Source organism: Bacillus cereus group sp. BceL220 (assembly GCF_051776965.1).
GTDB classification, from domain to species: domain Bacteria; phylum Bacillota; class Bacilli; order Bacillales; family Bacillaceae_G; genus Bacillus_A; species Bacillus_A cereus.
Map to the genome: position 1 here is coordinate 41,938 of NZ_JBPWBC010000004.1, position 16,073 is coordinate 58,010.

Consider the following 16,073-nt stretch of genomic DNA (forward strand, 5'->3'; position numbering starts at 1 on the left):
TCTTTATTTATAAGTCGGCCAATATATTATGTAATACACCATAATTTTCAGCTATCCAATTCATTTCATCTGCAAAGCGTGAAGGTGGTACACTATGCTGATCCATATTGGCATGGATCCACCAAGTACTCTCCATGTACCAAAGCATTTGAATTGCCCGAACAATATTCCCTACTGGAAAGTCTACTTCATTTCGGTACCCTTCTAAAAATGATGCAACAAGACTCTTATTTAATACTCCGTCACTTAATGCGCACGATATAACTACACGGCCAATATCTAACTCTACATAATCGTAATCCATGCGATCAAAATCAAGAATCGCTGATACTTTATCATTAAGAAACAAGAAATTATCTACCCATAAATCACGGTGCACCCATCCCCGTTGGCTATTATGAAATTGTTCTGTATTTACCAATTGTGTTGCTTCTTGCTGTAATTTTATATAAGAGAGAATGTGCTCTTTTCCTAGCTTCTCTACTTCTCTCATTTTTTCTTCCCAATGTTTCAATCTCGCCTCTTTAGTAGGTGGAACAAATTTAGGATTTTCTCCTTTTATTAAAGAGCCATCATTTAACAAGTTATGCATATAACCTATCGTCTGACCAAGAGAGTGAATTTCCTTTTGATTCACTTTTCCTGGTGAAACTAAGCTACCTTCCTTATGTTCTAATACTATAAATCTTTCATCACTTTTTGATATATGCATTACATTATTTTTATAAATTAATACCCTTGGACAACTTACACCATTATTATGTAATCTTTGCTGTTGTTGTAATGCTTGTATTAAAAGGTCTGAGTTATACATTTTGTACCGTTCTTGATTATATTGCTTTAATACAAAATCCCCTGCATCCGTTTCGAGTTTCCACTTCAAATTTAGCCAACCACGATGAATAGGTATTGCATTTCGAATTTTAAATTCAAATAAAGTTTCACATTCTACTTTCAGCTCTTGAAAAATCATTGTAGCTTTTTCATTAGATAACGGCTCTATCATCTTACTTGTCCTTTCTTAGCTTGGCATTCCTTTCACTCTCTCTAACATAACCGACAATAAAAATTTCGGAAGTACAAGTTGCCTCTTCAATCTTTTCGGCTGTGAGAGTAACCTATACAGCCATTCAGTTCCAGTATCCCTCATCATTTTCGGTGCTCTTTTTACAGTACCAGATATTATATCAATCATGCCTCCGATACCAATAGATAGCGGAACGTTTAATGTTTGTATGTTTTCATAGATGAACTCTTCTTGTTTTGGTGAACCTAGTCCTACGAGTAGTAAATGCGGCTTGAATTGCTTAATTTTTATTTTTATTTTTTCTATTTCTTCACCATTTACAAATCCATGCTGTCCTTTAAACTGTGCTCCTGGGAACTGCTCATTTAATTTTTCTAATGCCTTTTTATTACTTTCTGGAGCGGCTCCAAAAAGAAAGACACGATATTCATTGTCGTTACAATATTTTATTAAATCGTGAGTTAAATCCGCCCCAGTAACACGTTCTTTCAAAGTTCCTTTTAATATTTTCGAGCCAATTATGACACCAATCCCGTCCGCTGTTATTAAATCCGCAGATAGTAACATCTTTTTAAACTGCTTTGATTTTTCCGTATTTTCCTTTGCAGACATAACAATTTCAGGATTTGCAGTTACTACAAACCTTGGTTTCTCTTGTTGTTCATGTATCCAACCTTTTAATAAACTTATAGCTTTTGCATATTCTAAAGTTGAAAAAGGTATACCTTTTATAAACTGTTGATCCACTATACTCTCCCCTTACATAAGCTGCAAATATTCATCAATGTCTTTAGAAATTTGAATAAAAGCCTTATTCCAAAATTCATAATTTCTTATATCTATTTCAAAATATTTTTTCATAAGCTCCTCTACTGGAGCCTTTCCTGTTTCTCTTAAAAACTCTTTATATTTCGGATGAAAAGTACTTTTACTTTCTTGAGCTATTTCTAATAAACTAAAACTTACTAAATATCCAAATGTGTATGGATAATTGTAAAAAGGAACATCTGCTATATAAAATTGAATATATTTCATCCATACAAACGGCTGGTATTCACTTAAAGAATTTCCATATGCTTCTTTTTGTGCCATTATAGATAATTTCTCAATTTCATCAGCACTTAATGGACCCTCTTTACATTTTTCATAAAATGTTTTTTCAAACTGATACGATGCTCGTATTGCCATTACATAATTAAAACTATTTCTTATTTTCCAGCTAAGCAATGCCTTTTTCATATCTTTACTATCAGTTGTTTCAATTAGATAATTTAAGAGTACCGTTTCAAAGAAAATAGATGCTGATTCAGCCGTACTCATCGGCAAATAATCATCTAAAAAAGATGTAGATTGTTCAAAACTCATATTATAAAAATGCCAAGCATGTCCTAATTCATGAGCGAGCACTCTTACACTATCTATACTCCCATCATAACGCATGGAGATTCTCGATTCTTTCTCACTGAAAAATGGAGCACAAAACCCACCTGGTGGTTTATTCTCTCTCGGTTCAGCATCTATCCATCCACTTTCTATCGCATTACGTGCAAATACTGCTAATTCTTCATCAATATTCTTACATGCATCATAAACGTTTTGTACTGCTACTGAAAAAGGAATAGTAACCTCATTACTTTCCTTTACTGTCATAAGTTCATGCCATGTAATCGAAGCTTTCCCTTTCTTATACACGTTTAAAGCACTTACTAATTTATCAAGGTTTTCTTCTGTCACATTCCACATTTGTAATAATACAGTTTCTGAAATGCCATTCGCATGAAAAGATTGTGTTAAAATCTCTCTATCTTCTATTTCATTACTCTTTATATTACGCAATCTCCCTATTTGATTTAATACGGTAGCAAAGATTTCTTTTTCCTTATGTAAAGTACTTGTAAGTAACTCGAATACTTCTAATCTTTCCTTTTCATTATCACTATTCATTGCAATAGTATTTGCTTGTCCAAAGGATAATAGTTTATTATTGTGCTCTATTTCTATCCTATCCCGTAATTGTATGTACATATTTTCCCACGCATTAAGCTCATCTTTTATTAACTTAGTATTATCTGAAGTTTCCACTTCATTATGTTTTATTACTTGCTGTACTTCACTTTTTAGTTCCTTCACTTTCACAGTCAATTTAGTAAGGTCAGATGAAACACTTTCTTCAACCGATTGACAGTACAAATAGTATTCTGCTTTTTCAATAGTTTGTATAAGCTTTGAAAGAACCTCTACATCTTTTGTTACAAAATATTGCTCTTTCAACTCCAAAATCGGAAATAGAATATCCTCATTCAAATACAATCGATTTAAATCCCATCTAGCAATTTCTTGCATTTTTATAGCCGCCCCCTATTTTTACAAATAGTTACAGATATTTCCCTACACAATTATATATGAAATGATAAAATTTAGATATAATTAAATATTCAGATTCCTATAAATGCATTCTTATTTATACTTTTTTTCTACCATTAAGTATCATTCCACATATAAAAAATACTCCTTCTACAAGATTGCATTTGATATAGGAAAACTTCAAAGATTTTATCTTCATCAATACCATAACGACCGATTATCACAGATTAAAAAATAAAAAAGGATTGATCAAAAGATCAATCCTTTACTCTACTTCATTTAAGAAAAATAACGTTATAACGCCAGGACCTGTATGTGCTCCAATTGCTGCACCAATTGTATTTACGATAAATACTTCACAGCCAAATCTTTCCGTAATTAATGCTTTTAATGCTTCAGCTGTTTCTAAATCGTCACCGTGAGTCATACCGATTGTTTGACCTTTAAGGTCTTTACCACGCTCTTCCATAATATCAACAATACGGCTTAATACTTTCTTTTTCCCTCGTACCTTTTCAAGTGGTACAAGTTTTCCTTCTTCCACGTTTAAGATCGGCTTAATGTTTAGTAAACCACCGATAAAACCAGCTACTTTACTTAAACGTCCACCTCTAACAAGGTACTGTAAGTCAGCTACAGTGAAGATGTGCTCCATATGGTTCATTAGAAAATCGACACGGTTTAAAATATCTTCTTTTGATGCGCCGTCTTTTGCCATTTTAGCAGCTTCTAAAACGACAAGACCTTGACCAAGCGAAGCACATTTCGTATCAATAATTTCTAAATCTAAATCTACATATGTTTCTTTTACTTCCTCTTTAATGACAACTGATGATTGATATGTACCAGACAGTTCAGATGAAAAAGCTAAATATATACAAGGATTACCTTCTTTTGCATAAGAAACAAATTTTTCTTGGAAAGTTTCAAGTGAAGGCAATGACGTTCTATAAACAGCGCCTTCTCTCATTTTTTGCAATAATGTAACTGACTCTAATGTTACTCCATCTAAATACTCTGTTTCTGCTTCATCATATACACGGAGTGGAATTAAATCAATATCATATGCTTGCAGCAATTCTACTGGTAAATCCGCCGCACTATCCGTAATGATTTTAACACCCATTTTTAAACCTCTATTCTGTTATAAATATAAAATAATAAAATAAAAATAGTACTTTTAAATTATATACGTAAAACTTAAATGAAGAAAGGAAAACACTTTATATTGTATGCACTATTCTTCAAAACTTGAACTATTAATGAAAATGATTCTATTTTAAACACCTTTTTCTTATTATTTTTCTAAAACACGAATAATTTTATAAGTATTTTGTATCATTATATTTTAATTCTTTATCTTAATATAATCTTTTCAAATTCATACTGTTTAAAATTTAAAAGCCAAATCCAATAAAGGAAATGGCTTTTACATTCATACTTTGGTGATGTTGAATATTAGTCCAGTTATGATAAATATTTATAGCCTGTACTATAATTAAAACAGTGAATATTCACCTGTAAGAATCACTAGATAAAAACAAGTTAAACATTTTATAAAATATTTAATTTTACTAGTAAAGCTAATAAAATTTGGAGAAGAATTTGAACATTTACTGCTATGTCTGTATCCGTAGTCGTAACTGTAACATTTCTAGAATTTCTAATAACAGTTTCTTGTTTATTAATTTGTTTAATAGATGATTTTTGAAACAATTCTTGTGCTACACGGTCAGCTTTTTCACTATCTGCTATAGAAATACTTATTATAACCACGATAGCTGCTTGTAATGCTGCTTGAATAGATAAAGCAGCTTTTGTATCTGTAGTAGTAACTTCTACATCTGCTGAATCTACAATTGTAATAGATTCTTCAGAAATTTGATACGTTTTACTTTCTTGCGCAGCTGCTTCTGAAACGCTAGCATTTTTAAAAGATGGATGAGGATTTGAGGAATCTAATGCACTCCACTTTTTATTTTCATCTGAATGACATGTTTTGTCCATGCGTTCACCCCCTTTCAATCTAAATAATTATTAACTTGTGATTGTATTTCAGAAACAATACTTTTAATTTGCTGCTTTTTTTCTGGCGATAAATTTTTTAGTTTTTCTTCATTTATCCCATGCCTATTAAAAATATCTGAGAGTAAAAGGTCTATAATTATATTCTTTTGATCCTTATCAAACTTAAAGGAAGAAAATTTGTTTAAATCATCCATTTACAATATTCACTCCAATCAATTTTCTATAAAAATTTTAAATATCTACGAGCATTATATGTAATGAAATAAAAATTGCTTGGACAAGTAACTTAATCTTCTATTTTCACTTCTTTTTGCTAATAAAATCAAAAGCTGACTCCTAATAAGAAGACAGCTTTCCTTCACTTCACATAAATATAAGTTTCATTACTGTTAAATCATGTATTTTATCTTTATTTGTAGTTTTCCACACTTGCTTTACCATTAATCTTGAATATTAATTCAGTCTTAATAAAAAGTCCAAGCTTGTACCACGTATTACAACAAAAAACATTTACTTAGAGTGAAAACTTATAGCTAAATATCAATAGGATAGACACTTTATAAAATGTTTAGTTTAACTAATAAAGCTAATAAAATTTGAAGGAGAATTTGAATATTCACTGCAATATCTGTATCAGTAGTTGTTACGGTTACGTTTCTAGAATTTTTAATAAATGTTTTTTGTCTATTAATTTGTTTAATAGCTGATTTTTGAAATAATTCTTGTGTTATTTTATCTGCCTTTTCACTATCTGCTATAGAAATACTTACTACAACTACGATAGCTGCTTGTAATGCCGCTTGGATAGATAGCGCAGCTTTTGTATCTGTAGTAGTAACTTGTACATCTGCTGAATCAACTATTTCAATATATTCCTCAGAAATTTGATCGATTTCATCTGTTTGTATAGCTTCCTCTAAAAAATTTGCATTTTTACTAAACGAATAATAATTTAATGATTCGCAATCCTCTTTTTTTGGCTCAGGAACTCGTTTTTTCGGCTCAAACTCCCGGTTTAATGGATCCCGATTTTTCTTTCGTCTACAAACTTCACATTCACACATAAAATCACCCCTTTTAGTCTTAAAAATTAGCAATATTAAAATATTGACTAACTAATAGCATTTTATGTATTTTTTTAAAATTTGTTTGGACAAGTAACTTAATCTTCTACTTCTTTTTCTAATAAAAAAAGCAGCCTTCTAATAAGAAGACAACTTTCTTTGTGACTACTCTAGAATAGATTTCATACAATATAATTGTTCCTTCCTTATAACCTGAGTTCTTCACTTTAGTTATAAAAATGTGGGTATATCCTATAACCTTTTTTAGGGACCATCCATAATTTATTTCATAAAAAGTGCTTTGTTTTACTGAAAGGTGGTTGCGGAAACAACCGCCTTTTTATTCAGAACAAAATAAAACTTTTATATAAAAGGCCCATAATTAAATACACTTAACTTCATATGATATATTGCATCCTTTCTTTTTAGAATGAGTAGTCGTTACTGAAGGGCACTTTTCGAAGTGCTCTTATCTTTAATCTCCCTCTTTTTTAGGAAGAGTTTTTTTACTAAATCCTAATATGATTTGTATCACTAAGGCTGGCGATTACCACATTTCCTTAATAGCTTCAATGAATACAGTAGCTACTAATTAAAATACACCTATAATTTTCTCTACACTTAAACAATCGTGCGTTATCGAACACATGAACTATTTTTTGTTTTGACTATGTAACACTAAATTCACAACATTATTATCCTATATTTGGTGAACCCTACATTTCAATGCCAGCAATCCCACACTTTTAACTAATAACTTAAACAAATGTGCTATCTCAAGGTTCTTTTGATATAGTATGTTATGTTCTATATAATGAAGAAAGCGCTAGTATTTCCAAGGAGGATGTATATGAGTATTCAATTGGCCACATCTAACGATTTAGAATGGGTTAATAATCAATATGACTCAATAGGATTTGTACGAAGTGATTTAAAAAGAGATAAAGTTGCAATTATTACATATAACAACGAGTATGCAGGTGTTGGCCGATTAGTCCAAATAGATGAAGATACTTTAGAAATGGGCGGGATTTTTATTCTGCCTCAATTTAGAGGGCTTCAATTAGCTGGTGAGCTTGTTTCATTTTTAGTAGAAACTGCGAGAAAATCACAAATACAAGATGTATATTGTCTTCCTTTTGAGGAATTAGAAAACTTTTATAAGAAATATGGCTATACTGAAGTCGATACTACGAAAGAAGCAGTCCATCCAATTATTCTAAAAAAATATAATTGGTGTTTAGAGAACTACGATAAACACGTTCTACTATTTAAACTGTAAATGTAATAAAGTGAAACTTTAATCAGTGGGAGTTTTAATCAAACCCCTCACCGATCGGGCTTTGGTTAAAACTCTATGTTCCGTCAATACTATAGGTAACATGATTGTATTTCTCCATTCTCCCTTGGAGAGGAGCAGTAAGCTTTTGCTAGCTGCTCTTTTATTTTTTCAAAAAGTCACATAAATATCTTTAATTCCAAACATTCAAAAGATAAAATGTGATAAGATTGTTATGAAGATATTTACCAACTAATAAATGCGCCCTAGACTTACGTACTAGGGCGCATTTATTTTTTAGTATGTAATTCCTTCACTCATCTATTATCCACAAAATAAGTATCATACGCTTTATCAAAAACATATCCTAACTTTTCTGCTAGGTTAGCAGATGTAGTATTCGCTGCGTCCCAGTTTGGATACTTTCCATTTTCTAAGCAATCCAATATAAGAGCTGCACTAACTACAGTTGCCAAACCTTTTCTTCTATGATTGTGATCAGTCGCAACTTCAATTTCAATTCCATCATTATAAATACTATACGAGGATGCACCGCATACAACTTCTCCGTTATATAAAATGCTATAACCTATACCACGGTTTATATAATCTTCTACCGACTGAAATTGACTTGTAAAATCTTCGGAGATCTTATGTAATGTAGGGCTATTTGCGATATGCTCATCTATTCTTTTTAACTCATATCCTTTTGGAAGTGTTGATATAAAAGATTGTAATTTTGAACGATTAAAAACTTCTGGATTTCGTTTGAATTTATAACGTAAAAACTTATCTATTTTTCTTTCATGGAATGTTTCTAGGCGTTGTTTCCACTCTTCACTATTTACGATAACTAAAATTCTTTCTGGAATATTACGTAATAACTCTTCTGTTTCTTGCACATTTGGGTCTCCAGCATAAAATGTGAAAATTCCTACCGTAACTTGTGCTACTGTTGGATTTTCAAGATCATTTACCCAAGCAGTACCCATATGTCCTTGTAAATAAGAAAGTAAAACAACGTTATTGAAATCATCAAACATAGAAACTAGTTTTTTTCTTGTACGTATATTCGCTTCATATATCATTTACATTCCCGCCTTCTTTAAAATCAATCGTATTATATATATTTAAGATTAAATATATATAATTTTTCAATAAACCACTTACCATATAAGCAAACACCTATTAAACTAAAATTTTATATAATTATAAATTATTCACAAATATAAAATTATTATAACATCTAATAAAAAAAGAGTATCTCACTTTTTAAACTTTAGAATATACATCGTGTATGTATAAACCCTCAACATAATGTATGAGGATTTATCAAAAAATGCGTTATAACTCCTTCTTAGAAATAAAAGATTCCGTCTCACCGTTCTTATATACCTTAGTCAATTTAACAACCGATTTGTACGTGTTATCGTCATCCTTTATCATTTTTTTCAGCTCTTCTATTTCGATATTACCAGTTCCACTCTCTACTTTTAAACAATTTGAAATGTTTAAGTATCCACTAGATGCGAAAAGAATAATGAATGTAATATCAGGAAAATTAATGAATAGTATTCCAAACTTCAAAGGGTTCGCAGCAGTATCCGATAAAACTAATCGAAAATCTAACAGTTCAGGTACTTGAACAAAATCCTTAGAAACAATTGCTTCACCTACGATTGCAACTTGCTTTACTATATTCCCAAGTTCATCTGTAAATTCAGTACATATAGGTGCATCAATTGTTTTCGCTTGTAAAGATAAATTTAATTCTGGATTATGAAAATCGAAAAAGATTGTGCTCCCCTCTGTTAAACATTGCGGGCACACATTTCCTAGCAAGCTAAAGTCCTCTTCAATATATTTAACTTTCGATTTGCAACTACAAACTTTTCCTATTCGGATTGCATCAATTTTTGAGCAATCTACAAATATAACCTCACTGTCTTCTTGTACAAATGATACAATCCCTTTCATCACATTAAACGAAAGAAAATAGGATACAACGATTTCGTTTCCTGCTATTACAATACTTTCAACTTTAGTATACGGTTCTAGACTTTGTAAAAATTCACATATACTATTTTGGCAACATCCACAATCACGTTTCGGCTCACAATCCACTTACACTCCATCCCTTCTTTATATAGAATAGCTAATACATATATATGAAAGGAAAACAAAAAAGCTTGGACAATATAACTTTAACGTAGGAATATCGTTACCTATTCATAATATTAGTAAGGGAATTACACCAATAATGAGTAATAACACATAATTTTTACTATAAATACATATAACAATTTCATCTTTCATGAAAAAAACGTTATAATGAAGTGTAGCCTCTACGATTACGTTATAAAGGAGATTAAAACAATGGCTAAAATTAAAGTATACCAAGTAAAAGAAGAAAATATGGAAGCAGTAAAAAACATCATTGATGTTGAGGAACAAAACCCAACTGCTGAAAACTTACAAAATCTATACGCATGTGTATTAGAAACTGAAGATATGGCATTGCCTGAATCATACATTGAAGAAGATATCTTAATTGATTCTATGGAAGTTATGGTTAACGCTTCTCAAAGCAAAGTAAGAGACTTAGGTGCATACGATGTAATCGAAGTTCAAAACAAAGGTAAGAAAACACAAATTTTATTACTTGCAGACGAAGAATACGAAATTATCGAAGGCTAATCTAACACCATACATATGAAAAAGCTCCTTTCCAATTGGAAAGGAGCTTTTTCATTACGCTTTTGATGTTTCGCTCTTTTTATTCTTTTGTTGTTTCTTAATTACCATGCGCTCATTTCCCATAAAGAAAATGAATATGAATGCTAATCCAGCTGGTACCAATGCCCACATGAACGTTTGAACAATTGAACTAGAAAGAGCATCAATAATCTTATCTAATATTTGCGGAGGGATTTGAGATCTTGCCGATTCTGATAAAATGGCTCTTGAATCCCCTAATGTGTTTGTATTCATTCCCCCGCTCATACCTTTAAATGCTTCTTCTAATTGATCTTGGAAACCCGTTCTTTGAATCATTCCGAAGATTGTAATACCAAGTGTCATACCTAATGAACGAATGAAATTACTCGTCGAAGTCGCAGATCCGCGCTGTTCCATACCGAAGTTGTGAATAGCTGCCATACTTAGTACAGAGAATGAGAAACCGACTCCAAATCCGATAATGATCATATACACTGTTAATAATGCACGACTTGTTTCTGGCGTTAATGTGCTTAATAAAAATAGTCCAATTAGCATAATAACCGCAGAAATGATCATAATGTTTCGGTAGCTAAGCTTTGTCGTTAAAAAACCACCTAACTGCGCTGTTACGACTGAGCCTAACATCATTGGTAAAAGTAATAATCCTGAGTTTGTTGCAGTGCCACCGTATACACCTTGAATGAATAATGGAATGTATACAGTTGCTGACATAAATGCAGCTCCGTAACATAAAGCAATAATTGTACTCATTCCGAACAAACGTTGTTTAAACATCTCAAATGAAATGATCGGTTCTTCTACTTTACGTTCAATAAAAATGAATGCAATAATTAAAATAACGAATCCACCAAATAAACTTAAAATAAAGTTAGAATCCCAATCATACTTTTGTCCGCCAAGTTCAAGCGCAAACATTAAAGAAACTACTGCACCAACTAAAGTAATTGCGCCAAACCAATCAATTTTTTGCTTTCTATGAACTCGTGACTCTTTATAAAAGAATGTAATAAAAATAAGTGCTAAAACGCCAAGCGGTAAGTTAATATAAAATACCCAGTGCCAGCTTATGTAATCTGTAATATACGCACCAAGCAACGGACCAAAAATACTCGATAAACCAAATACTGCTCCGAATAAACCACCCATTTCCCCGCGCTTTTCAGGAGGGAAAATATCAAAAACGATAGTAAACGCGATCGGCACTAATGCCCCGCCGCCAATACCTTGAATGGCACGATAAATCCCTAACTGTGTAATATTTTCAGCAGTACCACAAAGCGCCGAACCAATCATAAAGACGATTAAACCGAAAATAAAGAACCTCTTTCTACCATACATATCTGATAGTTTTCCGAATATCGGCATACCTGCCATTTCTGCGACCATATAGGCAGAAACGACCCATACAAAGTTTTCAAGGCCTCCTAAATCACCAACGATTGTTCCCATCGCTGTTACGACAATGGTATTATCCATTGATGCCATTAAAATACCTAGCAATAAGCCCGCTACAACAAAGCCGAGCTTATTATTCTTTTCAACCATAACCTTGCTCTCCCTCGTACTACTTATATTTGTTTATGTTCCTTTACGACTGCATTACCTTTTTGATTAAAACTAGTATGATATTCTACAACACTAATTTCACATCCAGGACCAATTGTAACATTATTTCCTCTTACTACTTCAGCAATTGTATGCTCTAAATAAATCTCATCTCCTTCAATGATAGACGTTTGGAGCCTTCCAGCATGATTTGTAAATGGAATAAATCTCGCTTTTTTACGAACGGTAATCTTCTTACCGCCAATTTCTCTTACTTTGCTACCTTCATAACGAAGTGAAATTTCAATATTTTCAGCATTAAGTAATCCATCACTTTTAAGGCCACCAGTTAGTGATAGTTCTTCAACTTCAATATCTCCTTTTACATTTAAAGCGCCTTTCACATCTACGAAATCACCAGTTAATTTCCCCTTAACTTCTATCATACCTCTTACTTTTATTTTTTCAATATGAGCATCACTATGCATTTGTGTATTTCCGTATACTTTTACATATTCCGCATCTACGTTTCCTTGTACTTCACTATCTCCATACACGACATAACTTTTCACTTTCATATTACCGCACACTTCACTCGTGCCGTACGTTTTAAATTCATTACAGCTCATGTCATTAGAAATCGTTCCTTCACCGCGAATCTTCACTTTATTATAATCTCCGCCTGCTGAACTACCAGAACCATTAACAGTAAGACTATGTTGATGTTCCATATCATTTTCTCCCTTCCATTAAATCTGCTTAATTTCTTTTACATTTGCGCTTTTATCAACAGTAAGAACACCCGTATATTCGATCAGTTCAATCTCACAGTTCGGTCCTACCGTAACATTATTTCCTCTTACCGTTCTTATGTGAGCATAATCAATATCGATATTGTCACCTTCTAATAGTTCAGCCTCTAATTGCATACCAAATACTGATTGAAACAGCCTACTAAAAGTACTTAGTCTTTGTTTTACTTTAATCGTTTGACCACCAATTTCTTTCGCTCGACATGTACCGTGAATATTAATATTTATTTCATCAGCGCTTAGTAATCCACCAATTGTAAATTGTCCTTCTGAAGAAAACGTATCCACTTCACAATTACCATCAATTGTCGCTTGACCATTGACTTTAAATTCTTCACCAGTAACATTTCCACCTACCGTACCTTTTCCTGCAATTTTCAAACTGTTTGCCTTCACATCTTGCGTAATTGTTGCTTTTCCATCAATTCGCATCGTTTCAGCATGAACTGTACCGTCGATTTTACCTGATCCACTAATTCTTGCATTGCTACTTTTCAAATTTCCAGTAACGGCACCGTAACCGTTACATTCAAATTGGTCACATTCAACATTTCCATTCACAGTACCTTTTCCGTTTAATTGCACTTTATGAAACTCGCCACCATTCGATGAACCGTAACCATTTATAATCAAATTATCTGTACGCATACTTTCTCCTCCACTACAACAATTTCGTTTTTAATGCTTCGGTATATTTCATAATCGCTTCGCGTAAAACGATTTTAGTGCCTTTTTCAAAAATTAAATCGTCCACGTTTGAAACTAATAAACATGTAGAAATCCCTAACTTTCGTACAATGATTAAATCACAAGTTTTATGTTTAATTGCTTCATAATTTTCACGTAAAACTTGCAAGACCATTTTTCCTTCTTCTAAACTAATATCTCCCGATTGTAATAATTCTTCTAACATGTACACATAAAGAATATCTACAAATTGAAACTCTGCTGTTTTATTCGTTTGTTCTATGAAAAATTGTAAAACTGGTTCTGATGCAATCCCCTTACGTAAAATGTCTTCCTTTGTTAAAAGAATTTCTCTCACACTCGGTGAAAACATATTCGCTAGTTCATCAAGTGATAAATCCTCTTTCATCGTTTGGATTTTATCAATACGCTCTAATATCTTTTCTTTCGGAAAAAATGTCTCTTGACCCGTGAATGTTGACTTTCGTACAAACCAATCTTCCGGTATTAAATTTTTTCTTTTCCACCTATATAACTGTCCGTATGAAATGCCAGTTAGTTCTAATAAATCTTTTTTTGAAATCAAATCTGTACTCAACTGTATAACACTCCTTCCTGATAACAATGTAACATAACACTGTTACGCTGTAAATAGACTTTTATCACAAGTAGCGTAACAATGTGTAAAACAAACCTATTCCTACATACAAAAAAAGCTCTTACACACCTTATGAAAATGTGCAAAAGCCCTTATATATCAAGACTTAAACCAAATATTATAAAAATCAATCCAACCTTGTGAATTAATCATTATATTTTGAACTTTTTCGTGTGTACTTACCTCTTGTTTATTACGATACAAAGGAATAATATGAATTTGACGTAACAAAGTATCCTCAATATCGCGTAACAATGTAACTCTTTTCTCTAATTCTTCTTGTTTAAAATAAATAGACAACTTTTCACAAAAGTCCATGTTGCTTTGTCCATGAATAAAACTATTTTTTGTAAGAAACATATATAATAGACTATCTTCTATTCGTTCGCTTATTGTGGCACTATCATGCATCATATCAGCCTTTTGTATCGTACTTACTTCCAATAGCTCTTCTATATCAAGAAAATTATTTTCTACACGAATCCCGTACTTCGCACACTCTTTTTGTATCCATTGTGCATCTTCAACATGATCTCGTCCTGTAAATGTGTAGAGCTGTAGCACTTCATTATGATAAGTACTCCTTTTAATTAAACTTTCTACATCTTCCTCAATCTCTACAATGCTTTCACCTGCTAATATTAGTTTCTTTGCCACTTCTCCACGTTCTCCGCCGAGTTCTTGAACGATTGTATAACCATGAATGATTTTATATAACGCTTTCCGAAATAACTCATCTTGCATTGGTCCTTCTTTCGTAAGATTACATGTTATATATGTCACGTTCGACTCAAGCCGAGACAATTCTTTATTATGTTTTTCTTTATCTTTATACTGCGCCTTTACTAAAACATCGTATGTACTTACACCTTGTTCTACATTCCACAACTCAACACGATCTAAAAAAGGTCTTTCACGAAAATATAAAGGATGACCTTCTAAAATGAACAGATTTTCATTACTTTTATATAATTGAAAAGACCCTGTTCCAATTAGCTCTCCTGCTTCATCTTCATTCACGATAGAACACTGTTCTGCACTTATCATATGTAAAAACATTTTATTTTCCGTTTGTAATTGAATTTCGACAACGTAGTCATCCACTGAACGGATACTTTCAACGTGTTGTAACATCCATGCGTGTGCATTATTTTCCAGCTTCATAAATCGATTCAATGAGTATATAACATCATGTGCAGTAAGTTGTTTTCCATTATGAAAGTGAACTCCTTTTCGTAAATAAAACGTCCATATTTTTTCAGCGTCATTATATTCCCAGTGAAATGCAAGTCTTGGCTCTATAATGTTTGTATTACCGTCTACATACACGAGTGTGTCGAATATATGTTTTACCATATGACATTCTGAACGCATTGTAGCGTATACAGGATCTAATGTGATATCTAAATTCATTTGTACTTGCAACCGGAGTACATCTCTTCTCCCTTCAGATGTCATTTCAATCTTATGACCAAATATTGAATCTACCCAGCAGTGATATTCTCCCTTTACTGACGGAAAATGTGAGCTATAGCGTTCCACAAATATGCTTCCGCTTTTCACATCCCCTTTTTTCGTTATTTCTTTTCCTCTATCTAAAATTAAAGACATCGGGTGCTTTTGAAATATTAACTTAGAACGATTTCCCCTGCCGCGACCTGGAAACCACTTGATCCAATTTAACTCATCTAATTTTTTTATAATTAATTTACTATTACGCTCTGTACAAAATAATGTTTCAGATATATTTTGCACTGTTACTTCCAATCGTTCTCCCTCTTTTTTCCCTTTTCCATAAGCAATCCATAGTTCAATATATTGATCTAAAATAAACATCATAATCCCCCTAAAAGGTGAAAAATACTCC

At 32.3% G+C, this 16,073-nt stretch carries 16 protein-coding genes; 2 read left to right on the forward strand and 14 right to left on the reverse strand.

The window, feature by feature from the left end; translation table 11 throughout:
- Window positions 1–7: 7 nt before the first annotated feature.
- From ACS2FK_RS12320 to ACS2FK_RS12350, 7 genes are all read right to left on the reverse strand, one after another.
- Window positions 8–1,006: a phosphotransferase gene (locus ACS2FK_RS12320; RefSeq protein WP_000572384.1), complete on the reverse strand. Its 999-nt coding sequence runs from the start codon at window positions 1,004–1,006 to the stop codon at window positions 8–10.
- Window positions 1,007–1,021: 15 nt separating this feature from the next.
- Window positions 1,022–1,774, reverse strand: a complete 753-nt coding sequence (locus ACS2FK_RS12325; protein WP_000372649.1) for a WecB/TagA/CpsF family glycosyltransferase — start codon at window positions 1,772–1,774, stop codon at window positions 1,022–1,024.
- A 12-nt stretch (window positions 1,775–1,786) separates the two neighbouring features.
- On the reverse strand, window positions 1,787–3,370 hold the full coding sequence (locus ACS2FK_RS12330; RefSeq protein ID WP_063547579.1) for a M3 family metallopeptidase: 1,584 nt from the start codon (window positions 3,368–3,370) through the stop codon (window positions 1,787–1,789).
- Between the two features lie 286 nt (window positions 3,371–3,656).
- A complete protein-coding gene (locus ACS2FK_RS12335; RefSeq protein WP_000538281.1) occupies window positions 3,657–4,517 on the reverse strand; it encodes a DegV family protein in 861 nt (286 codons plus the stop codon).
- A gap of 428 nt (window positions 4,518–4,945) precedes the next feature.
- Window positions 4,946–5,398 carry a spore coat protein gene (locus ACS2FK_RS12340; protein WP_000361676.1) on the reverse strand — a complete coding sequence of 151 codons (453 nt, stop codon included), beginning with the start codon at window positions 5,396–5,398 and terminating at the stop codon, window positions 4,946–4,948.
- 14 nt (window positions 5,399–5,412) lie between these two features.
- Window positions 5,413–5,613: a spore coat protein W gene (locus ACS2FK_RS12345; protein WP_000342253.1), complete on the reverse strand. Its 201-nt coding sequence runs from the start codon at window positions 5,611–5,613 to the stop codon at window positions 5,413–5,415.
- Window positions 5,614–5,976: 363 nt separating this feature from the next.
- On the reverse strand, window positions 5,977–6,483 hold the full coding sequence (locus ACS2FK_RS12350; protein WP_063547581.1) for a spore coat protein: 507 nt from the start codon (window positions 6,481–6,483) through the stop codon (window positions 5,977–5,979).
- A gap of 850 nt (window positions 6,484–7,333) precedes the next feature.
- On the opposite strand from ACS2FK_RS12350, the gene ACS2FK_RS12355 reads away from it, so the two are divergent.
- Window positions 7,334–7,765 carry a GNAT family N-acetyltransferase gene (locus ACS2FK_RS12355; RefSeq protein WP_063547583.1) on the forward strand — a complete coding sequence of 144 codons (432 nt, stop codon included), beginning with the start codon at window positions 7,334–7,336 and terminating at the stop codon, window positions 7,763–7,765.
- A gap of 314 nt (window positions 7,766–8,079) precedes the next feature.
- On the opposite strand, the gene ACS2FK_RS12360 is transcribed toward ACS2FK_RS12355, so the two are convergent.
- Window positions 8,080–8,850, reverse strand: coding sequence for a GNAT family N-acetyltransferase (locus ACS2FK_RS12360; RefSeq protein WP_000638744.1), 771 nt, complete (start codon window positions 8,848–8,850; stop codon window positions 8,080–8,082).
- Between the two features lie 256 nt (window positions 8,851–9,106).
- A complete protein-coding gene (locus tag ACS2FK_RS12365; RefSeq protein WP_023522227.1) occupies window positions 9,107–9,886 on the reverse strand; it encodes a BC_2878 family exosporium-associated protein in 780 nt (259 codons plus the stop codon).
- 252 nt (window positions 9,887–10,138) lie between these two features.
- Here ACS2FK_RS12365 and ACS2FK_RS12370 point away from each other — a divergent pair, with 252 nt between their 5' ends.
- Entirely contained in the window at window positions 10,139–10,459 is a 321-nt protein-coding gene (locus tag ACS2FK_RS12370) for a hypothetical protein (protein ID WP_001062742.1), read from the forward strand.
- A gap of 54 nt (window positions 10,460–10,513) precedes the next feature.
- Here ACS2FK_RS12370 and ACS2FK_RS12375 read toward each other — a convergent pair whose 3' ends face one another.
- From ACS2FK_RS12375 to ACS2FK_RS12395, 5 genes are all read right to left on the reverse strand, one after another.
- A complete protein-coding gene (locus ACS2FK_RS12375; RefSeq protein WP_063547586.1) occupies window positions 10,514–12,049 on the reverse strand; it encodes an MDR family MFS transporter in 1,536 nt (511 codons plus the stop codon).
- Between the two features lie 23 nt (window positions 12,050–12,072).
- Complete coding sequence (locus tag ACS2FK_RS12380) at window positions 12,073–12,780, reverse strand: hypothetical protein (RefSeq protein WP_063547588.1); 708 nt, start codon at window positions 12,778–12,780, stop codon at window positions 12,073–12,075.
- An 18-nt stretch (window positions 12,781–12,798) separates the two neighbouring features.
- Window positions 12,799–13,509: a bactofilin family protein gene (locus ACS2FK_RS12385; protein ID WP_023522228.1), complete on the reverse strand. Its 711-nt coding sequence runs from the start codon at window positions 13,507–13,509 to the stop codon at window positions 12,799–12,801.
- A gap of 13 nt (window positions 13,510–13,522) precedes the next feature.
- Window positions 13,523–14,146 (reverse strand): YhbD family protein, encoded by a 624-nt coding sequence (locus ACS2FK_RS12390; protein ID WP_023522229.1) that lies wholly within the window; start codon window positions 14,144–14,146, stop codon window positions 13,523–13,525.
- Window positions 14,147–14,305: 159 nt separating this feature from the next.
- The gene (locus tag ACS2FK_RS12395) at window positions 14,306–16,042 is read right to left on the reverse strand and encodes an SgrR family transcriptional regulator (RefSeq protein ID WP_063547590.1); all 1,737 of its coding nucleotides are present in this window, start codon (window positions 16,040–16,042) and stop codon (window positions 14,306–14,308) included.
- Window positions 16,043–16,073: the final 31 nt, after the last annotated feature.